Origin of the sequence: Flavobacterium sp. Root420, assembly GCF_001427905.1 — a bacterium.
Classification (GTDB): Bacteria; Bacteroidota; Bacteroidia; order Flavobacteriales; family Flavobacteriaceae; genus Flavobacterium.
On sequence record NZ_LMEF01000001.1, the window covers coordinates 73,151 to 93,352 of the forward strand.

15 protein-coding genes are annotated in these 20,202 nt (G+C 35.4%); 6 read left to right on the forward strand and 9 right to left on the reverse strand.

The genetic code is table 11. From position 1 onward, the window contains the following. Window positions 1-70: 70 nt before the first annotated feature. Window positions 71-1,042: a hydrogen peroxide-inducible genes activator gene (locus ASC72_RS00335; RefSeq protein WP_056185021.1), complete on the reverse strand. Its 972-nt coding sequence runs from the start codon at window positions 1,040-1,042 to the stop codon at window positions 71-73. Between the two features lie 478 nt (window positions 1,043-1,520). Between ASC72_RS00335 and ASC72_RS00340 the strand changes: the two genes are divergently transcribed. Next, window positions 1,521-1,775 carry a hypothetical protein gene (locus tag ASC72_RS00340; protein ID WP_056185024.1) on the forward strand — a complete coding sequence of 85 codons (255 nt, stop codon included), beginning with the start codon at window positions 1,521-1,523 and terminating at the stop codon, window positions 1,773-1,775. Between the two features lie 28 nt (window positions 1,776-1,803). Here the strand turns inward: ASC72_RS00340 and ASC72_RS00345 are convergent, their stop codons facing one another. From ASC72_RS00345 to ASC72_RS00355, 3 genes are all read right to left on the reverse strand, one after another. Then, entirely contained in the window at window positions 1,804-3,414 is a 1,611-nt protein-coding gene (locus tag ASC72_RS00345; RefSeq protein WP_241775582.1) for a DUF5597 domain-containing protein, read from the reverse strand. Between the two features lie 380 nt (window positions 3,415-3,794). Beyond that, complete coding sequence (locus ASC72_RS00350; protein ID WP_056185030.1) at window positions 3,795-4,832, reverse strand: LacI family DNA-binding transcriptional regulator; 1,038 nt, start codon at window positions 4,830-4,832, stop codon at window positions 3,795-3,797. Between the two features lie 181 nt (window positions 4,833-5,013). Next, a complete protein-coding gene (locus ASC72_RS00355; protein ID WP_056185032.1) occupies window positions 5,014-6,615 on the reverse strand; it encodes a Na+/H+ antiporter in 1,602 nt (533 codons plus the stop codon). A 237-nt stretch (window positions 6,616-6,852) separates the two neighbouring features. Between ASC72_RS00355 and ASC72_RS00360 the strand changes: the two genes are divergently transcribed. Further along, entirely contained in the window at window positions 6,853-9,204 is a 2,352-nt protein-coding gene (locus ASC72_RS00360; RefSeq protein ID WP_056185035.1) for a mechanosensitive ion channel family protein, read from the forward strand. A gap of 217 nt (window positions 9,205-9,421) precedes the next feature. Here the strand turns inward: ASC72_RS00360 and ASC72_RS00365 are convergent, their stop codons facing one another. From ASC72_RS00365 to ASC72_RS00375, 3 genes are read right to left on the reverse strand one after another with little or no spacing between them, the layout of a single operon-like run. After that, window positions 9,422-10,828, reverse strand: a complete 1,407-nt coding sequence (locus tag ASC72_RS00365) for an efflux transporter outer membrane subunit (RefSeq protein ID WP_056185038.1) — start codon at window positions 10,826-10,828, stop codon at window positions 9,422-9,424. 18 nt (window positions 10,829-10,846) lie between these two features. Then, window positions 10,847-14,014, reverse strand: a complete 3,168-nt coding sequence (locus tag ASC72_RS00370) for an efflux RND transporter permease subunit (RefSeq protein ID WP_056185041.1) — start codon at window positions 14,012-14,014, stop codon at window positions 10,847-10,849. Between the two features lie 6 nt (window positions 14,015-14,020). After that, a complete protein-coding gene (locus tag ASC72_RS00375) occupies window positions 14,021-15,184 on the reverse strand; it encodes an efflux RND transporter periplasmic adaptor subunit (protein WP_056185044.1) in 1,164 nt (387 codons plus the stop codon). A 266-nt stretch (window positions 15,185-15,450) separates the two neighbouring features. Here ASC72_RS00375 and ASC72_RS00380 point away from each other — a divergent pair, with 266 nt between their 5' ends. From ASC72_RS00380 to ASC72_RS00390, 3 genes are all read left to right on the forward strand, one after another. Next, a complete protein-coding gene (locus ASC72_RS00380; protein WP_056185047.1) occupies window positions 15,451-16,494 on the forward strand; it encodes a sensor histidine kinase in 1,044 nt (347 codons plus the stop codon). Further along, entirely contained in the window at window positions 16,494-17,225 is a 732-nt protein-coding gene (locus ASC72_RS00385) for a LytTR family DNA-binding domain-containing protein (protein WP_056185049.1), read from the forward strand. The genes ASC72_RS00380 and ASC72_RS00385 overlap by 1 nt, the downstream gene beginning before the upstream one ends. Window positions 17,226-17,519: 294 nt before the next feature. Beyond that, window positions 17,520-17,813 carry a DUF3861 domain-containing protein gene (locus ASC72_RS00390; RefSeq protein ID WP_056185052.1) on the forward strand — a complete coding sequence of 98 codons (294 nt, stop codon included), beginning with the start codon at window positions 17,520-17,522 and terminating at the stop codon, window positions 17,811-17,813. A gap of 232 nt (window positions 17,814-18,045) precedes the next feature. Here ASC72_RS00390 and ASC72_RS00395 read toward each other — a convergent pair whose 3' ends face one another. Together ASC72_RS00395 and ASC72_RS00400 are read right to left on the reverse strand one after the other, a co-directional pair. Further along, window positions 18,046-18,657, reverse strand: a complete 612-nt coding sequence (locus ASC72_RS00395) for a thioredoxin family protein (RefSeq protein ID WP_056185055.1) — start codon at window positions 18,655-18,657, stop codon at window positions 18,046-18,048. 12 nt (window positions 18,658-18,669) lie between these two features. Beyond that, entirely contained in the window at window positions 18,670-19,152 is a 483-nt protein-coding gene (locus ASC72_RS00400; protein ID WP_198528473.1) for a TlpA disulfide reductase family protein, read from the reverse strand. 209 nt (window positions 19,153-19,361) lie between these two features. Here ASC72_RS00400 and ASC72_RS00405 point away from each other — a divergent pair, with 209 nt between their 5' ends. Further along, a complete protein-coding gene (locus tag ASC72_RS00405; RefSeq protein WP_056186811.1) occupies window positions 19,362-20,198 on the forward strand; it encodes a sulfite exporter TauE/SafE family protein in 837 nt (278 codons plus the stop codon). Window positions 20,199-20,202: the final 4 nt, after the last annotated feature.

A 20,202-nucleotide genomic window follows, 5' to 3' on the forward strand; every position in this document is an offset into this window, starting at 1 on the left:
ACTTTGTGTTTTCAAATAAGTGAAATGCCTTTATCGACAAAGAAAAGCTATGTCTCTATGTGTTTAAAAATTACATAAACTTACTAACCGCTTTCACAAAATAAGGCGAATCGTTCCATCTAATTTTTCGATAGGCGAAGTCTTTTTTGAGTGAGTCCGGAAGGCAATTCCAGATGGCTTCGTTCATTTTCTCGAGTATCAATTTCTTGGAAAAAGAATCTGAAACCACCAGACTAATTTCTCTTACCGGAATGGGTTCTTTGAAAGGTTTAAAAAGTCCGGTTACGCCTTCGTTTAGTATAGAAAGCTGCGGAATAATGGCAAATCCTAATTGAGCACGCACTAAGTTTTTTAAGGTCTCAATCGAACTAATGTCATACGTAAATTGTTCTTTTATCTTATCTGAATTTTTTAATCCGCAGATATCCAAAAGCTGTGCGTTATAGCAAAATTCATGGTGCAACAGCAATAATTCGGTTTGATCTCCGGGCTGTAATTCATAAAAAGCTTCATTGGCCATTGGATGCGACTGATTCAGGTAGGCCACAAAGGGTTCTTTGAAAATAGGATGTTCAATTAAATTCGGATTTCCGGTAGGCGTTGCCATAATAGCGACATCAATCGTTCCCGTTTCTACATCTTTCATCAATTGACCGGTGTTGGATTCTCTGATAATGAAATGTACCTTGGGAGTCGCTTCTTTCATCGCTTTAATAAACAACGGAATCAAATAAGGCGATAAAGTGGAAATGATGCCCACTTTGATCTCCCCTTCTAACAGATTTTTTTCATTGACCACAAAATCCCGAATCTCATCAGCCTCACGGAGAATCTTTTTTGCGCGATTGATAATCTCGATTCCTAATATTGTTGGTGTCAATGGCACTTTATTCCGATCAAAAATCTTTATTCCGATTTCCTCTTCCAGATTTTTTAACTGAATCGTTAGTCCGGGTTGTGTGACCATACAGACTTCGGCTGCTCTTGCAAAATGGCGTTCTTCGTCTAAGGCTACAATATATTTTAATTGCTGGATCGTCATGGATTATAATTTTATTTTATAAAGATAGAGAAATATCAATTTTGATTATGAAAAAATTTAACTGCAAAGTGCACAAAGGATTTTTAATCAGTTGGGCTCTGTAAAAACGCAGAGTTCGCAAAGCTAGGTAAATATAGCTTTGCTCCCGAAGCCTCGGGATTGCGTAGATCTTAGCGTACTTTGCAGTTAAATCTCAAAGTTACTGTATCAAAAAAGAAATTTATTAAGAATGACTCCTTTCCAACAAAAACATAAACAACATATTATCAAGTACTTAATTACTGACATGGGAATTTTATAACACTTGTAGAAAATTCTATAATCTTTAACAAAACCAAAACCTCAAATTGTACGTAAGTATTAATATACGATACTCTGGAATGGCTTAAATTCAAATGGAAAAGTTTTTGGAGCATATTGGGTTTAATGGCCTTCCGGGTTATCGTTTTGTTTAATCAAATTTTATAAAGCATAAAGATTGGAAAAATTAGAGCTTCAAAGATTAAAAAAGAGTTTACAGTATTTGGAAAGCAAACAACGAGAATTAAAAAAACAGCAGGAAAATGATACTCGTAGTCATGAATCTATCATAAAATATTTGAAAAAAGATATGGTTCATCAGTTTCAATTAACAGATTATGATGCTTCTATCAAACAAGAAATTAAAAATACAGATGTTTTTATTATTCAGGTAAAATATATTATAGAAAATAACTTTTCAAATTCAATTTGAGCGTTTAATTCAACAATAAAAAAGTATTTTATTCATAAGTATATAATTTCAATTTCTGAATTTCGTAATCATCAACGGCGATTCTCACATGTCTTCCCTGATGGGTTTGATCGCCATTGAAATGACGGAACGTTTTCCATATCTTATTTTCGAAAGTTCCATAATCCACTTTTAAAATACCGACATTAAGCGATTTATCCTTTAATGGTTTAAAAGTCACCACAATTCCGGAACCGGCAATATAGAATTCGTCAGGTGCAATTTCGATTATGATAGCGCTTGTCATTGGCCAGGTTTCTTCTTTGGCACCATCAGACCAATTTAAGGTATAATCATGTTTAAACGTAAATTCGTAATTTCCTAACTGAATGATTTGTGACTGATTTTCTTTATCCAATAAAACGCCATCTATTTTTCCCAATCCTTTATTGGCTTCGATAACAGGCGTCAATTGTCTGACTAAATCATATATTTTGCCAAGAGGTTCATTTTTGGCATCGGTTACAGATTCAATTGAAAAAGGCGAAAAACCAATTGCTTCATAATGTCCAATCGCATACAATCCTTTAAAAGGCGCTGTTTTATCAAATTTGTGTTCCGGTATAAACAACGGATCGCCCTGACGGGTAAATAAATTGTTCCAGTGCTTAAATGATGGATTATAAAAATCTGGTGAGAGAAAATCAACCGAATTTCCGGCGGCTTTCCAAACGTCCATAACATGTGGCAAAGGTCCGGCACTTGGATATTCTCCGGGTTTCTTTTCGGGGGCATTTAAAGCGGCATTTACAAACATCGGAATCGCATAACTGTCTTTTCCGGCTTGGGCAACTTTGTTGGTGAATTTTGAAAAATACCAAGCCATAAAAATTTCATCTGTAGAAAGTCCTTCTCCAAAAATGGTTTCCCAGTTTCCTTTCGTTTTAAAACCATTTTTTTTCCAGATTTCTAAAAATTCAGGAACTAATTTTTCCTTATTTTTCTGCAGGTATTGTAATAATTCCGAAGGCACTTCCTTATTGAAAACATCATTTGCTAACGGGCTGTAATCTCTGGCAATCGGCAGCATTCCGATTTCATTTTCAACCTGAATCATAATGACAGTCTGCTCCTTTTGATCAAAATCTTTAATATGTGCCATCAATTTCTGAAAAGCATTTATATCCGCTTTCAGGTTATTTTCGCTGAGAGGTGTTAGTATTTCATGACTTTTGTTTTTATCATCTTTTACTCTCGGATATTTCTTCTGATTTAATTTTACCCAAGCCGGCGCATGACTTGACATACTGTTTTTCCATGATCCAAACCAAAGAAATACCAATTTTAAATCTTCTTTTCGGGCGCGAAGGATTAAATCATCTACTAGTGAAAAATCAAATTTGCCTTCCTCCTTCTCGATCAATTCCCAATAAACCGGTGTTAATACCGTATTGAGATTCATATCTTTTAGTTTAGACCAAATAGGTTCCATACTTTCTATAGTCGTAGCCGAAGAATTGCCTAATTCCCCACCCAAAACAAGAAAAGGTTTCTCGCTGACCATCAATTGTGTCTTATCTCCTTTTTTTTGAAGGTGCGGTATTTTTTTCTGGCTAAAGCCGAGTTGCATCGCCATAATTAGCAGTAAAAAAAATCTCATTTTTAGAAAATAAAACATATTTTTTCAATTTCATATTAAAGCTTTTATGCCACGAATTTCACGAATCTACACGAATTGATTTGTGCTAATTCGTAAAATTTGTGGCTAAAAAAAGTTAGTAATCCACATTATAAAACCTGGCTGGTTTTATAATATGGATTAAGGTAATAAAGGTTTTTATTTTTTTACTAATTCACCTGAAAAGTCTTTACTTACGTCTTCTCCTGCAAGACAATCGGTTGTTTGTAAAAACTAAAAAACTCCTTTTATTAATTTGAAGAGAGTTTTTTTATTAAAATTATTACTGATATCAATTTGTTGATTTTCAGACAAAACCTAACAGATTAATCTAAAATAATCTACAATCCAATGCACCAATATTAAGATTCTTTTCTTTTGGAAGATTCGCGAATAAGTACTTCTGTATTTAAGAAAGCTATTTCCTGAACATCTTCATTTTTGGCTGATTTCAGGTTCTTTATAATAATATCGGCAGCAGCTTTTCCCATTTTTTCTGCAGGATGCGTTATGGTTGATAAATTTGGATCGATAATTTGAGAAATCGGATCATTATTAAAACCAATAATGGCAATATCTTCAGGTACTTTAATACCACGTTTTTTGGCGGTTTGCACTGCACTTACAGCAATTATATCCCCAGAAGCGAAAAGTCCATCCGGAATTGGTTTTAAATCAAACAATTTATTGCTTGCTTTTACCCCTTCTTCATAAGTAACTGCTTTCAAATCGATAATTAAATCTTCATCTATCGGTAAATTATGATCTCTTAAAGCTTCAACGTAACCTCTTTTTCTTTCATTATACAAATTACCAAATTCTGAACCGGCTGTTAAATGTGCAATACGAAGACAACCCTGTTCTATTAGATGTTTGGTCGCTTTATAGCCCGCAGAATAATTGTCAATAACCACTCTGAAAGTATTATAATCTTTCGGAACCCTGTCGACAAAAACCAACGGAATATTATTATTTGAAAATTGATGAAAATGCGAAGTATCCCTCGTTTCCATCGCCAGTGAGCAAATAACGCCACTCACACGGTTACTGTATAAGGATTTAGCCATATTGACTTCTTCATGATAAGAGTCATGCGATTGCATAATGATTACAGAATAGTCGGCCTTTTGTGCTGTAATCTCAATACCACTAATCAAAGATGACAAAAAGGGCTGCGTTACTGTTGGAATCAACACACCAATTGTTTTGGTTTTATTACCACGTAAACCTGCTGCAAGAGTATTGGGCACAAATCCCATTTCTTTTGCGGCCTTCTTCACTTTCTTGATCGTTTTATCACTTATCGAATGATGATCCTTTAAAGCTCTTGAAATTGTTGAGGTTGCTAAATTTAACTTCTCAGCAATATCATAGATCGTTACGTGTTTATTTTCTTCCATGGATTACATAATATAAAGTGTAAATATAAGTTATTTTTACAACAAGTATATTTTCGTGAATTAAGCTCCCTATTTTACGTTATCCAATATTAAAATCTAATAATTCCAATTCTACATTCCGAAATTCCAATATTCCAACATTCCAATTATCTAATTTTCTAATTCCCTAATTATCTAATTTTCATTCCTCATACATTTCCATCCACAAACGAGTTTCCTCAAGATCAAGTTCTTTTTCTATTTTTCGAAAAACTTCTTCATTAACAGCTCCTTGTTTATGCATTAACTCCAGTTTTTCACGCTCTACATTTAATAAATCAATTTGAAGTTTAGTAAAATCATTAAAAATATCCCCTCCCATTATGTTACCTTTTCCGAAGAAATTAGCCGGAAGTTCTGTCTTCTGTAAACGATTAAACTTAACTTCGTATTTACTTTTAATATTGTGAAGTAAATCGTCATTTAGCAAGGAGAAATTATCTTCAATATGAGCAATGGTTTCGGAAACAATTACATTTCGAATTTCGTATTCTTCGGCTAAAATGGAATAAGGCTGAAGTTTTAGTTTTTTGATCAGCCACGGAAGTGTTAATCCCTGAATGACCAGTGTAGAAAGTATCACACAGAAGACCAAATAGATAAGAAGATTACGCAAAGGAAATTCCTCTTTTTCATTTACCATTAAAGGTAGTGCCAAAGCGGCCGCCATCGAAACCACACCACGCATTCCGGACCAGCCAAAAACAATCATGTTTCGATAATCAAATTCTTCCTTCTGTTTATTTTTTTTACTTAAATATTTTTGCAGTAATGTCGAGGGAATTACCCATAGAAAACGCACTATAATAACAACTGCACTAATGCTCGCTCCCCATATAAACAAAGCGTTTCCTGAATAAGTACTGATTCCTGTAATGATATGACGAAGTTGTAAACCAATTAATATAAAGATTAAACCATTTAAAATACTGGTCAGAATACTCCAGATTGTTCCTGCCATAATACGACTTTCATGCGTAAAAATAGCGCCTGATCGTGCCGAAAGATAAAGTCCGGTGGTAACTACAGCCAGTACACCGGAACATTCAAAATGCTCTGCAATTAAATACGAAGCAAAAGGTGTTAAAAGAGTTAATGTAGCCTCAATAATATCATCACAAACAAATTTTTTATGAACAATACTCATCACAAAACCTACTACTAAACCAATGGCAATACCAAGGGTTGACATAATAAAGAAATTTAAACCTGCCTGCCAAAGCACAAAATTCCCGGCAAGAATTGCCGTCAATGCATATTTATAAGCTACTAATCCGCTGGCATCATTAAGTAAACTTTCGCCCTCTAGCAGCGCAATAAGACGTGGATGCAAGCCAAGACCTTTTGTAATAGAGGTGGCCGAAACTGCGTCAGGAGGTGAAACAATGGCACCAAGCAAAAAGGCCAAAGGCCAGGAGATATCATTTATAAGCGAATGAGCTGCCAATGCCACCGCCACAGTTGTAAACAAAACCAAACCCACAGCTGCAAGTGTAATTGGACGAATCGTTTTTTTAAATTCATACCAACTTGTGTACCAAGCAGCGTGGTATAAAAGAGGCGGTAAAAAAATAATAAAAACGACTTCAGGATTCAGGGAAATTACCGGAAGACCGGGAATAATGCTGATGATAACACCGCAAAGCACCAAAACGATTGGAATGGGAAAATTATATTTTTTACTTAACAGACTTAGAAAAGCAACTCCAAATAGTAACATAATGATTACCGTAATATTTTCCATTTCCTGATTGTTTGTGCGTTATTTGGTTTATACTTAATTTAGGGACTAATATAATATTTTATGAATTATATACTTTTAGTTGAAAAAATAAATTTCAATTCAATTTAAAGATTTGAAAATCGTTTCTTAGAAAACAAGATCAGATTACGAGGTTTTCACATCAGAATATTTCGAACATAATCTGTAAAAGTCGGTCAAAAAAAAATTAAATTTGAAACCCAATTCATTACTTAAATTATGCTTCAAAAAAGAAATTATCTTTATTTATTCGCCTTATTGGCTGCACTTTTTTTTGCGCCACTCTCCTATTCGCAAACCACTGCAACGCCAAAAAAAGAAAGCCGCTCCAAATTATTTGAGGAGACAACTACTGACAGTGATTATCTGATGGCAATCGAAAAAGCCGGCGAAGTAATGGAATCTGCTTATAATGATGCCGATTTTGATAGCGCTTCCCGTCATTTGTTTGGCGAAATCAAAAGAACCCAAAGTAAACTCGACCTTATTCTAGCAAGTTTGAAAGGTGCTAATCCAAACGTTCGTAACCAACAAATGTATCATACTGTCCTGCAGGAAATCCAGACGCAATTGGACGAACAAAATACAGCCATCAATCTACGTAACGAAAATCTGGAAAAGATTAAAGGCCGATTTATCGAATTACGTAAGGATAAAACGTTGATGGGCTTAATAAAAGACACCATTCGCCGTAAGCAGTTTAAAAAAGAGTTTGCCAATCTTAGAAAAAAATACCGCAGCACAGACAGCCTGATGACCAAAAATCAGAGTGTTCTAAATGCTAAAAAAAGAATTACCGTACAGCGCAAAATTGCTGTTTCCAATGCTTTGATTACAGTTGAAAATAATCTGGAAAAATCCGGAATCAGCATGCTTCATAAGGAATATCCTTTTTTATGGAATTTCAACGAGTCCATTCCTAAAAAGGTAATAAGACAAAATATCGGTGCCAAAATCGTGATCGAAGAAAGTGTTGCTGCTTATTATTTGAGCTATCGAACAGGCGGTTTAATTACTTTGCTCTTTTTTATAGGATTGTTGGCCTGGTACATTTCACGTAATATAAAATATCTTAAGGAAAACGGATATGCGGAAAATCTTTCTGATTTTAATTTTAAATACCTAAATAGAGGCGTTATCATTCCGGCTGCAGTTATTGGACTCAACATTGCTGTTGTCAGCAATTTGTATGCGCCTGCTTTATTTTTAGAATTGCTTCAACTTTTATTACTCGGATTTTTGACTGTACTCTTTAAAAATAAATGGTCCAAAGTTTCCATGAAAAACTGGCTGTTTCTTTTAGGATTATTCTTCACGCTATGTTTCCTTGATCTTTTTATCGAAGTTGGATTTTTACAACGTAGTGCCTTTATTATTATCAATATTCTTGGAATCCGTTATGGTTTGGTACAAATAAAAACCCTTAAAGATCAATTGTATATCAAAGGTTTCTTTAAATGGGCCAGCATTATTTTTATTGGATTAAATGGATTGTCGATACTGTATAATCTGTTTGGACGCGTATCGCTTTCTAATATGCTGAGTTTAACTGCTTTTATTTCGCTTACGCAGATTGTAGCGCTTAGCGTATTGTTGAAAATCATTTTAGAAATCATTATTTTACAAATCTATACGACCCGAATTAAACGCGGTTTCGAAAAGATTTTTGATCACGAAAGTTTATCTGATACACTGAAAAAACCTTTTATCATTGTAATCAGTTATATGTGGCTGGTGGTTATTGCTTCCAATTTAAATATTTGGGAATCCCTTCATTCTTCTTTAGGAAACTTATTAACCCATCCGAATACTATTGGAAGTATTACTTTCACTTTGGGGAATATTGTACTATTCTTTATTATTATTTGGATTGCCCATCTGCTTCAAAAGTATGTCGCTTATTTCTTTGGAGAAATTGACGATGAAAATGAAGAAAACGTCAATAAAAGACAACATTCTAAATTACTAATTACCAGACTTATTGTTTTGATTGGCGGTTATCTTTTAGCCGTTGCCGCTTCAGGAATGCCTTTGGATAAATTAAGTATTTTATTAGGAGCCTTAGGTGTCGGTGTCGGACTTGGCCTTCAGAATGTAGTAAACAACTTTGTATCGGGTGTGATTTTAATTTTTGATAAACCGATTCAGATTGGAGATGTTATTGAAATTAGTTCCGAATCTGGCCGGGTAAAATCAATGGGATTGCGTACCACCAAAATCAACGCCCCAAATGGTGCCGAAATTATTATTCCGAATGGAAATTTATTATCGCAAAACATCACCAACTGGACGTATACGGACAATTTTAAATTAGTTGAAGTTTCAATAGACATCAGCGGTGACACCACACCAGAAGATATCAATGCAATAATAATAGAAGCTTTGGAAAATTTAACTTTAGTAAACACTGTCAAACCGCCTCAAATTTTTTACAATGCTATTTCTGATGAAAAATACAAAGTATTAGTAAAATTCTGGTGCAGCATTTACCGAACCGAAGAAACCATAAGTTCTGCACGTCAGACTTTATTTAGTAGTTTTAAAGCTAAAGGATTGACTTTTTCTAGTTAAGAGTTGCTACTATAATTATCAAAAAAGCGCCTCAATTATGAGGCGTTTTCCATTAGTCATGTTTTTAATAATAGGGATCATAGTGTGGAACTTTAGATCTTTTTCTTTGACTTGTATTTATTATTTTCCAAAATAACAACAAACTTCAACTTCAGAATTATTCTTTATACCAATCAGCCAATTTTATCGACCAATAAATGCTTTTCGGCATAAAGAATTATTTCCAGCCTCCGCCTAAAGCGCGGTACAAATCAACCACCGCTTGTAATTTTTGCAGGTTATCGTTCACACCGCTCAATTGAGCTGCCAAAAGATTTTGCTGCGATGTCAATACATCTGTATAATTGGTTGCCGAACTATATTCTAAAAGCTGCTGTGTATAATCAACTGCTTTTTCTAGAGCTGCAATTTGTTTTTCTCTTGAATCTTCTTTGTCAGCCGCCATTTGATAAGCGTACAAAGCATTTGAAACTTCCTGACCGGCCACTAAAAGGCTTTGTTGGAAATTATTATAAGCCTGTACTTGTTGTGATTGCGCTGTTGTCAATCTCATTTTGTTGATTCCCTGATTGAATAGGGGTTGTGTTAATCCGCCAATTAATGAGTAGAAAACAGAATTGGTAAAGAAATCTGTCAATTGCAAATTCGAAAATCCACCGCTTGCTGTTAATGTCAAACTTGGATAAAAGTAGGTTTTTGCCATATTCGTCATTTCGAAAGCCGTTCTCAAATTAAATTCCGCCTGACGGACATCCGGGCGATTTTGCAATAATTGAGATGGCAAACCTATCGCCAGATTCTGCGCAATAACCTGATCTCCTAAAACTCCTCTATCAATTGGTCCCGGAGCTTCTCCCAACAAAATATGAATTGCATTTTCTATTTCGCGAATATTACGTTTTAAATCCGGAATCAATACTTCTGCAGCGTGCTGGTTGGCTTCACTTTGTACAACCGCCGCACCGGTAACAATAGCACCTTCTTTTAAATCTTTTATAGTTTGCACGTTTTTGATTCGGCCTTCCAATGTTTCCTCTGTGATAACCAATTGTTTGTCATAGGCTAATAATAAAAAATAATTATTGGCAATGTCAGCTATCAATTGGGTTTGAACCGCTTGTCTTGCAGCATCCGTACCTAAATAAGTTGCCAAAGCTGCTCTTTTAGAACTGCTTAATTTTCCCCAAATATCAGCTTCCCAAGACGTACTCAAACCTAATTTATACGTTGTTGTTAAGGTATTAATATTTATTCCGGGAGGAAAATTCAATCCCGCTTTTGACTGCTTGTTTCGAGTTGCATTAGCATCCAAATTCAAAGTTGGATAATAGGCTAATTTACTTTGAACTAAAGAAGCATTAGCCTGTACAATATTTTCAATTGCATTTTTCAGATTTAGATTCTGATCTAATCCTTTTTGGATTAAAGCATTCAGTTTTTCATCTTTAAAGACAGTTTGCCACGGCATATTCGCAATCGTAGTCGAATCGGCGGAAGCCTGATCACGATACAACTTATCTGTCGAAATCGTTCCGGGACGTTCGTACTTTTTGGTAACCGAGCACGCACTTAAAAGTGCGGTTGTCAGTACCAGTACAATATATTTATTTGAACTATGGGTCATTTCTTCTGAATTAAATTATTACTCTTTATGAGCTTCTATCAATTGTATTTCGTCGTCTTCATCTTCATCATCATAATTTTCTTTCGCCGGACCGCTCAATTTTTCCTGTAAAGTCTGGAAAACAATGAACAATATCGGAATCACAAATACTCCCAAAATGGTTCCGATTAACATTCCACCAACCGCTCCGCTTCCAATCGATTTATTCCCGACAGCTCCTGCTCCCGTAGCAAACATCAACGGAACAAGTCCCAAGATAAAAGCGAAAGAAGTCATTAAAATTGGTCTTAAACGTGCAACTGCACCTTCAATTGCAGATTGTACAATTGGCATTCCTTTTCGTCTTCTGCCCAATGCAAATTCGACAATCAAAATACCATTCTTCGCCAGCAATCCAATCAACATGATTAAGGAAATCTGCAGGTAAATATTACTGTTCAATTTGAAAATAATCGAGAACAAATAAGCTCCCGCCAATCCAAACGGAATGGAGAATAATACGGCAAAAGGTAAAATATAACTCTCGTATTGCGCACTCAGCAAGAAGTAAACAAAAACCAGACATAAGATAAAGATGAAAATTGTCTCACTTCCGGACGCCAATTCTTCACGCGTTAATCCTGAGAATTCATATCCATAACCAGCCGGAAGATTTTCTGCTGCCACCTCCTGAATTGCCTTAATAGCATCTCCTGAACTAAAGCCCGGATTTGGTGCTCCGGTAATCGCAATAGACGTAAACAAGTTAAATCTTGAAATCGATTCTGGTCCAAAAACTCTGGTCATTTTTATAAACTCCGTAATTGGCGCCATGTTTCCCGCACTGTTGCGGACAAATATTTTATTCAGCCCTTCTGTATTTGTACGAAATTCTCGAGAAGCCTGAATCATAACACGATATTGTTTACCGAATTTATTGAAATTCGAAGCATACAATCCTCCATAATACCCTTGCATGGTTGATAAAATCGAATTTACGGGAACCCCTGCATCTTTGGCTTTAGCCAAATTAATTTCCATCATATATTGTGGAAAACCAGGATTAAATGGCGTTGTTGCATATTGTATTTCCGGACGTTTTGATAGCTTTTCTAAAAACTCAGTATTCACTTTGAAGAACTCTGCTGTTGAGTGACCTCCTTTATCCTGCAATTGAAATTCGAATCCACCACTTTGACCAAATCCCTGAATGGTTGGTGGCGAAATGAAGAAAATATTGGCTTCACGAATACCGCTTGTTTTGGCAAAAAGCTGACCGATTACGTCATTAACACTTAAGTCACGTTTGTCCCAGGTTTCCAGTTTCACGATAACCATACTGTAAGCACTACCCGCTCCGGCTGTAAAGTTTTGCCCCACAATACGAAGGGTGTTTTTAACTCCCGGAATTGTGTTGGCAATACTGTCTACTTGTTTGGCTATTATATCAGAACGTTCCATAGAAGCTGATGGTGGTAAACTGATGTTGGCAAACACGGTCCCCTGATCTTCTGCAGGAACGAAAGCAGATGGCGTCGTTTTCATCATATAAAACAATCCCGCACTGGCAATAAGAATGGCAGCCAATACAATCCATTTTTTGACAGAAAGGAAACTAACCGAACGTTTGTATCTATTGGTTACATTATCAAAGGCTACGTTAAACGAAGTATAGAATCTTTGAATAAAACTTTTATGTTTATGATCGTCAGCATGCGGTTTTAAAAGCAAAGCACATAATGCCGGACTCAAAGTCAAAGCATTAATGGCAGAAAGAATAATCGCAACCGCTAATGTGATACCAAATTGTTTGTAGAATACCCCCGTAGATCCAGTAATAAACGTTACCGGAATAAATACTGCGGCCATTACAAGTGTGATCGAAATAATCGCTCCGGAGATTTCATCCATAGCATCTATCGTTGCTTTTTTAGACGATTTATAACCATGATCCAGTTTGGCATGCACGGCCTCGACGACGACAATAGCATCATCGACGACAATACCAATCGCCAAAACCATCGCAAAAAGGGTTAATAAGTTAATCGTAAATCCGAATAAACTCAGGAAGAAAAACGTTCCTACAATTGCTACCGGAACTGCAATCGCCGGAATTAATGTTGATCTGAAATCCTGAAGAAAAATAAATACAACGATGAAAACCAATATAAAAGCTTCAATCAGAGTGTGAATTACCTTTTCAATAGAAGCATCCAAATTTTCATTAACATCAACAAGTAGTGTATATTTTACTCCTTTCGGGAAGTTTTTTGCCGCTTCTTCAATTAGTTTTTTAGAGTTGTTGATTACATCACGGGCATTTGATCCGGGGGTCTGGCTAATCGCCATTGCCGCAGATTCTACACCGTTTGTTTTAATAGTCGAAGCGTAACTTAAAGATCCTAATTCTACTTTGGCAACATCTTTTAGTCGAAGCATTTGTCCGTTACCAACAGATTTTATGATGATTTCACCAAATTCTTTCTGGCTTGTTAAACGACCTTTATATTTAATTACATATTGAAACGCCTGACCACCATTCTCACCAAATTTACCTGGTGCAGCTTCGATATTTTGTTCTGCCAAAGCAGCCGAAATATCACTCGGAATCAGTTTATATTGCTGCATGATATCTGGTCTTAGCCAGATTCTCATCGAATAATCTTTGGCACCAAAAACAGTTACATCTCCTACTCCAACGACACGCTGAATTTGAGGCACAAGGTTGATCTTAGCATAGTTTTGAAGGAAAGTCTGATCGTACGCTTTATCATCACTATATAAAGAGAAAATCAATAAGTTACTACTCTGGCTCTTCGTTACCGTTACACCAGCCTGAGTTACCTCTACCGGTAATAAACTCGTAGCTCTCGAAACCCTGTTCTGAACGTTAACCGCTGCTAAATCTGGATTGGTTCCTACCTTAAAGAAAATTTTGATGGAAGCATTTCCGTCGTTTGTTGCTGTAGAAGTCATGTAGGTCATATTCTCTACACCATTAATTTGCTCTTCCAACGGAATTACAATACTTTTCAATACCACATCGGCATTTGCACCGGTATAACTTGCTGAAACGTTTACAGTTGGCGGAGCAATATCAGGATATTGAGAAATAGGCAGCTCAACGAGGCCTAAAATACCCAGAATTACGATGATGACCGATATTACTGTAGAAAGTACTGGTCTTTTTATAAATATTTTAAACATTTTTTTCTATTTTAAATCGGCGTATACCGTTTCCTGATTCTGATTTTGAGGCTTAATTTCGCTTCCCTCTTTTAAAGAAGCTACTCCTTCTAATACAATTTGATCTCCTGTTTTTAAACCACTGGTAACTACATAATAATTACCTGCTGTAATATCTAAAACTGTGATGTTGACATTTTTAGTCTTTCCGTCTTTTCCTACTGTAACAGCAAAAATTTTATCCTGAAGTTCGAATGTTGCACTTTGTGGAATTAACAGTTTTTCTTTTACTTCGTTTGGAATTCGAATTGTAGTACTGCTTCCGCTTCTGATAATACTTCCTGGATTTGCAAAACGTGCTCTAAAAGTAACCGAACCTGTTTCTGTATTGATTAAGCCGTTTACAGTTTCAACTCTTCCTTTTTCAGGATAAAGCGAGCCATCTGAAAGAAGTAATGAAACTTCGGGAATATTCTTGATTTTTTGAGCCAGTGTAGTTCCCGGCGTATCGCCTTGCGTAAAGTTCAAAAGCTTTTTCTCATTTAAGGCAAAATAAGCGTAAACATTGCCAATACTTGATACTGTCGTTAACGGATCAGCTGTATTGGAACTTACCAAACTTCCTAAACGAAACGGAATTGAACCAACCACTCCATTAACCGGGCTTGTTACAGTCGTATATCCCAAATTGGTTTTAGCGTTTACCAAAGCCGCATTTGCCTGCGCTAAAGTAGCCATAGCCGATTCATATGTATATTGAGCCGATTCTAAATCGTATTTACTGATAATTCCTTTTTCAACTAAAGGTTTTACTTTATTAACAGCTAATTTTGCAGCGCTTACAGAGGCCTGGGCACTTTTAATGCTTGCCGATGCAGTTCGAACTTCCTGCTCATATTCCGGAGCACTGATTTTAAACAAAGGCTGCCCCGTTTTTACGACAGCACCTTCATCTACAAAAATCTTATCGATATAACCTTCAACCCTTGGACGAATTTCTATATTTTGCTGTCCCTGAATACTCGCTGGGAAATCAGTATATAAAGTCGCTGTTTTAGGTTCTAAAGTAAGTGTTTTATATTCTTTAACTTGTGGTGCTCCGCCAGCCTGAGCTGATTTATCATTTTTATTTCCGCAAGAAGCGATGATAACTGAAGCAGCAAGAATGCTTAAAAAAGATTGCTTATCCATTTTGATGAAATATGAGATTATCTATTTACTAAGGTACAAAAGAACTAAAACTTTTCACACAAAATCTTTCCACTAGACGTATAGCAAGATATAATCGATAAACATGCATTGAGAACCGATAAAAGTTGTTTCGTCAAAAAAACGTATTTTTGAGTAAGGCTCGTCGGCTGTAAAATGGTTTTTATGGATTGTAAATCTCTCTTTAGCGATTGGCTCAAAATTGCATTCGAATAAAATGTAATATTGTCAATAAAAAATAAATTATAATGTCAATAAACTTATTTAGACCTTATTTATTTACCGGATTGCACATTCTAAGCTGGTTATTATTAGGATTCATTATGTTATTTTACATCCCAATAACCTGGAATGTGGTACTGCCCTCTGTCTTTTGGCTTTGGCAGATGATTATCTTAGTTTTATTAATAATTCTTTTTTATTCCAATGCTAAAATCATAGTTCCAAAAACTATTATAAAAGATAATACATCTCCGTTTTTAATTTGGGCTTTCCTTACCATTTTTGTAATGCAGCTTATTGCCTATTTTTATACTTCAGAGACAGATCTTCATACTAAAGTCAGTGAAGTCTTAGGATTTAAAAAATATAGAAATCCCTATTTTGACAATTATGTACTCATGCTGACATTGCTGGTTTTAGGAATCAGCACCAGTTGGTCGATGCTCCAATATTGGCAGAAAGCAGCACAACACAAACAAAAGCTTGAACAGGATAAAACGGTAGCAGAATTGGCAATGCTCAAGGCGCAAATCAATCCACATTTTTTCTTTAATTCGCTTAACAGTATTTATTCGCTTACCTATACTAATATAGAAGATTCCAGAAATGCCCTGCACACTTTAAGCCGAATGATGCGCTATCTGCTTTACAGTACAGAAGAAAGAACCACATTACTAAAAGAAGCTGAGTTTATGAAGGATTTTATTGCCTTGATGAAACTTCGTGCCAATAATAAACTAACGATTACAACAAACATCCCTGAAAAAATACACGATTATCCAATTGTTCCTATGTTATTATTACCTTTAGTAGAAAATGCTTTTAAACACGGTGTTCACGCTACTGATAAAAGTGAAATACATATTTCGCTTTCGCAGAATGGAAGTGATCTTACATTTGAAGTAGAAAATACCTATTTCGAAAAATCTTCTACAACAAATGAAGGTGGCATCGGGCTAACCAATACAAAACGCAGACTTCATTTAATTTATCCAAACAAACATTCCCTAAAAACCGAAATTGGCGAAAATGGCATGTATAACGTAAAACTGCAAATAACTTTAGAATAATGACAACACTAAGATGTATAGCAGTTGATGATGAGCCTCTCGCATTAAAATTGGTCGAAACCTTTATCGGGCAGACGCCTTTTTTGGAATTAATTTCCAGTTATGACAATGCGGTTGAAGCTATGGGTGTAATTCGCGAAAAACAGCCGGATTTAGTTTTCTTAGATATCAATATGCCCAATTTGACCGGAATGGAATTGGCGAGACTTTTACAGGAGCAGTCGGGATCATTGCCGAAAATTGTTTTTACAACGGCTTATAATCATTATGCAATTGAAGGTTACAGAGTGAATGCGGTTGATTATCTTTTAAAACCTTTTAGCTACGAAGAATTTTTACGTGCAGCTAATAAAGTATTGCAGATTACCCAGGAAACTTTAAATGACCATCCGCAAGCTAATCCTGAAGATGATTTTATCTTTTTGAAAGTGGAATATCAATGGGTAAAAGTAAATTTAAAAGACATTTTATATATCGAAAGTTTAAAAGATTATGTCAAAGTGCATCTTGAAAATTCAGATAAAGCTTTGATGTCATTGATTTCATTAAAAGCTTTGGAAGAAAAATTGCCATCTTCAAAATTTATGCGAATGAATCGTTCGTTTATCGTTTCCCTTGAAAAAATAAATGCCATCAGTAAGAATTCAATCTTTATTAATAAAGTAGAAATAACTGTTGGTGAACAATACAAGGAAACATTTAAGGTAATTGTAGATAAATGGATAAAATAATTTAGCAGATGCAGTAAGTCCCAGTGGGACGACATACTTATAGAATTTATAAGGTTCGTGTGTAGAGTCCTAGCGGGACGCCATATTTATAGAATTTTATACGTTTTGAGAATAGAGCCCCAGCGGGGCGAAATATCCCGCAATACATATCGCTCCGCTGGAGCTTTGAATCCGATCACATTTTATTAGCTATAAACATAACGCTCCTATGGAGCTGTTCTTAAATATTTTACAAAAATATCTTTAAAATAAGTGCTTGCACCTTTTTTAATTACATAATAAATTTCAAATCACATGGAAAAAAGAAGCAATAAATATTACTTAACATTAAGTTTAAAAGAATACGCAAACGGCGAAAACCAGCCTGCAAAAGAACTCGGTATAGAATTTGGTAATCACGATGAAATATTTGATATCATTGAAAAAATAAAAGCTAAAAACTTATTTGACAATGAATCTGAAGCGATACAATTTGCATTGGGGTTGAAATTATTTGGAGAAATAAAATTAAAGTATCGAAAGAATCCTTTATTTGATGAATTGAATGAAGTGTTTCCTGTTTTTATGAAGAAGTTGAAAAGTTTGTGATATTATTTCTTCAACACAATATTGTCATTCCGAGGCTCGAGACTCGAGCGATAGCGACTGGCGAATCAAATCACACATGTAGCTCGACAAAGATTGTCTACTTTTCTATGCCGGAGTTACTTGCGGGGATTCCTCGTGCCTCGGAATGACAAAGATTACGGAAGAAATGGCATTAACAAAAAACGCTTCAGATATCTGAAGCGTTTTTTGTATTAATGAAAGATAAATAAATTTAAGCTTTTGCTTTTCTTTTAACTGTACATCCAATTTCTTTTGTTTGTGTAATCGCTGGTTTTTGATTGCTTTTTAATGATGCAATCACATCTTCAGCATATTTCGTTTTTTGTGCATTGTTTCCTTCCGGATCGTTATCGATAGCACCTACATATTCTACCACATTTCCTTTAGCCGTTTTTGATACGATAAAAATATGCGGTGTACGCTTTGCACCATATTGATCGGTAATTTTTTGTCCTGCATCAAATAAATACGGGAAAGGGTATTTTTTATTTTTGGCCAATTCCTGCATTTTCTCGAAAGTATCTGCTGTAGAAGCTTCCGGATCATTAGGATTGATAGCAATTACAGGATATCCTTGTGGTCTGAATTTATTATCCAGATCAATTATTCTTTGCTCATAACCAACAGCGTACGGACAAGTATTGCAGGTAAAAACTACAATATAACCTTTTGCTTTTGGAAAACTGGTAAACGAAACATCTTTGCCATCAATATTTTTCAATTTAAAATCTGGTGCAGTATCTCCAGCTTTAAGGGTTGCATTTTGCGCCTGAGAAAGAAAGGCAGAAAACGCCAGCATAACTAAAAGGATTATTTTTTTCATGGTTTTAATAGTTTACAGTTTTTTATATTCAGTTACTAATTGTTCATAGGTAAATTCACTTTCGACAAATTTTCGTTTATCCCCTTTGATGAAAAGCGTTGCCGGAATACTACCCGACCACGATGGATCAATACGATCGATATATTCTTGTGGACTGCTTTCATTCAGCAAAAAAACTTCATTTTTTAGATTTTTTCTTTTGACAAATGGTACAACAGCGGAGCTTAGTTTTGATTTAAAGTCAACGCTAACCAACAATACTTTCACTTTTTCCGATTTATAGTCGCTCTGAAGTTTTTCAAAATGAGGCAATTCCTTAATACATGGCGCACACCAGGTTGCCCAAAAGTTAACGACATAAGTACTGTCTTTTCCGTTTTTTACTCTTTCATTAAGCTGGTCAATATTTAGCAGTTTTACATTTTGGCTGTAAGCCGAAAACGAAAAAGCCAGGAATAAAAAGGCACAGATAGTGAATGTTTGAATTTTCATCATACCATTAAAGGGTTTGTTTATGAATTATCCTTACAAATATAAACGATAAGTTTTTTCGCAGTTGTTAATAAAAGTTTAATACCGAAATTTATTCTCGTTAAAATATTTCAGAATTAAATCGTTTTCGCTTTTTTAAGGACTTTTTAAGCAACTAAAAATTGTCTCACCAAATTTCAATTCGTAAATTAGCAAAAACAAAATTGATCCGAATGATAGTGCTTACGTTTACCCTGATTATGCTTCTTGGCGCTTTTTTAGCCGGTTTTATTGGTTCATTATCAGGATTGGGGGGCGGTATCATTATCATTCCGCTTTTAACTGTCATTTTGGGAGTTGATATTCATTATGCTATTGGCGCGGCTTTGGTTTCTGTAATTGCAACCTCATCGGGTTCTGCTGCGGCTTATGTTCGGGAAGGAATTACCAATATGCGTTTAGGGATTTTCCTTGAAATCGCTACCACAATTGGCGCTGTTTGCGGGGCGCTACTCTCTACTATTGCTCCTACTTCTTTCATTGCCGTTTTATTCGGAATGACTTTGATTTTTTCTGCTATAAATTCCCTTCTAAAAAAAGAAGAACATATTGTATTGGAATCAAGTTCGTTAGCAAAAAAACTAAGATTACAAGCTACCTATCCATCACACGACGGCGAAGTTATCCGTTACGGAACCAAAAATGTGATTGGCGGTTTCAGTATGATGGGAATTGCCGGAATGATGTCGGGATTGCTCGGAATCGGTTCCGGTGCTTTTAAAGTAATTGCGATGGATAATATTATGAAAATTCCGTTTAAAGTTTCAACTACAACCAGCAATTTTATGATGGGCGTTACGGCAATGGCGAGTTCAGTGATTTATATTCAGAAAGGTTATATCGAACCCGGAATTTGTATGCCGGTCGTTATTGGCGTTTTGTTTGGCGCTATGGCCGGAGCCAAAATATTAGTAAAAACAAACCCAAAAAAACTCAGAATCTTTTTTGCCTGCCTGATTTTTGTTTTGGCTGTGAATATGATTTATAACGGACTAAATGGAAAAATCTAAAAGT

Bases quoted from the DNA above. Each gene is read 5' to 3' on its own strand.
- ASC72_RS00360 (WP_056185035.1), top strand. From the start codon at position 6,853: ATGCTTCAAAAAAGAAATTATCTTTATTTATTCGCCTTATTGGCTGCA.
- ASC72_RS00350 (WP_056185030.1), bottom strand. From the start codon at position 4,832: ATGGAAGAAAATAAACACGTAACGATCTATGATATTGCTGAGAAGTTA.
- ASC72_RS00345 (WP_241775582.1), bottom strand. From the start codon at position 3,414: ATGAGATTTTTTTTACTGCTAATTATGGCGATGCAACTCGGCTTTAGC.
- ASC72_RS00365 (WP_056185038.1), bottom strand. From the start codon at position 10,828: ATGACCCATAGTTCAAATAAATATATTGTACTGGTACTGACAACCGCA.
- ASC72_RS00395 (WP_056185055.1), bottom strand. From the start codon at position 18,657: ATGAAAAAAATAATCCTTTTAGTTATGCTGGCGTTTTCTGCCTTTCTT.
- ASC72_RS00335 (WP_056185021.1), bottom strand. From the start codon at position 1,042: ATGACGATCCAGCAATTAAAATATATTGTAGCCTTAGACGAAGAACGC.
- ASC72_RS00405 (WP_056186811.1), top strand. From the start codon at position 19,362: ATGATAGTGCTTACGTTTACCCTGATTATGCTTCTTGGCGCTTTTTTA.
- ASC72_RS00400 (WP_198528473.1), bottom strand. From the start codon at position 19,152: ATGATGAAAATTCAAACATTCACTATCTGTGCCTTTTTATTCCTGGCT.
- ASC72_RS00380 (WP_056185047.1), top strand. From the start codon at position 15,451: ATGTCAATAAACTTATTTAGACCTTATTTATTTACCGGATTGCACATT.
- ASC72_RS00370 (WP_056185041.1), bottom strand. From the start codon at position 14,014: ATGTTTAAAATATTTATAAAAAGACCAGTACTTTCTACAGTAATATCG.
- ASC72_RS00375 (WP_056185044.1), bottom strand. From the start codon at position 15,184: ATGGATAAGCAATCTTTTTTAAGCATTCTTGCTGCTTCAGTTATCATC.
- ASC72_RS00390 (WP_056185052.1), top strand. From the start codon at position 17,520: ATGGAAAAAAGAAGCAATAAATATTACTTAACATTAAGTTTAAAAGAA.
- ASC72_RS00355 (WP_056185032.1), bottom strand. From the start codon at position 6,615: ATGGAAAATATTACGGTAATCATTATGTTACTATTTGGAGTTGCTTTT.
- ASC72_RS00385 (WP_056185049.1), top strand. From the start codon at position 16,494: ATGACAACACTAAGATGTATAGCAGTTGATGATGAGCCTCTCGCATTA.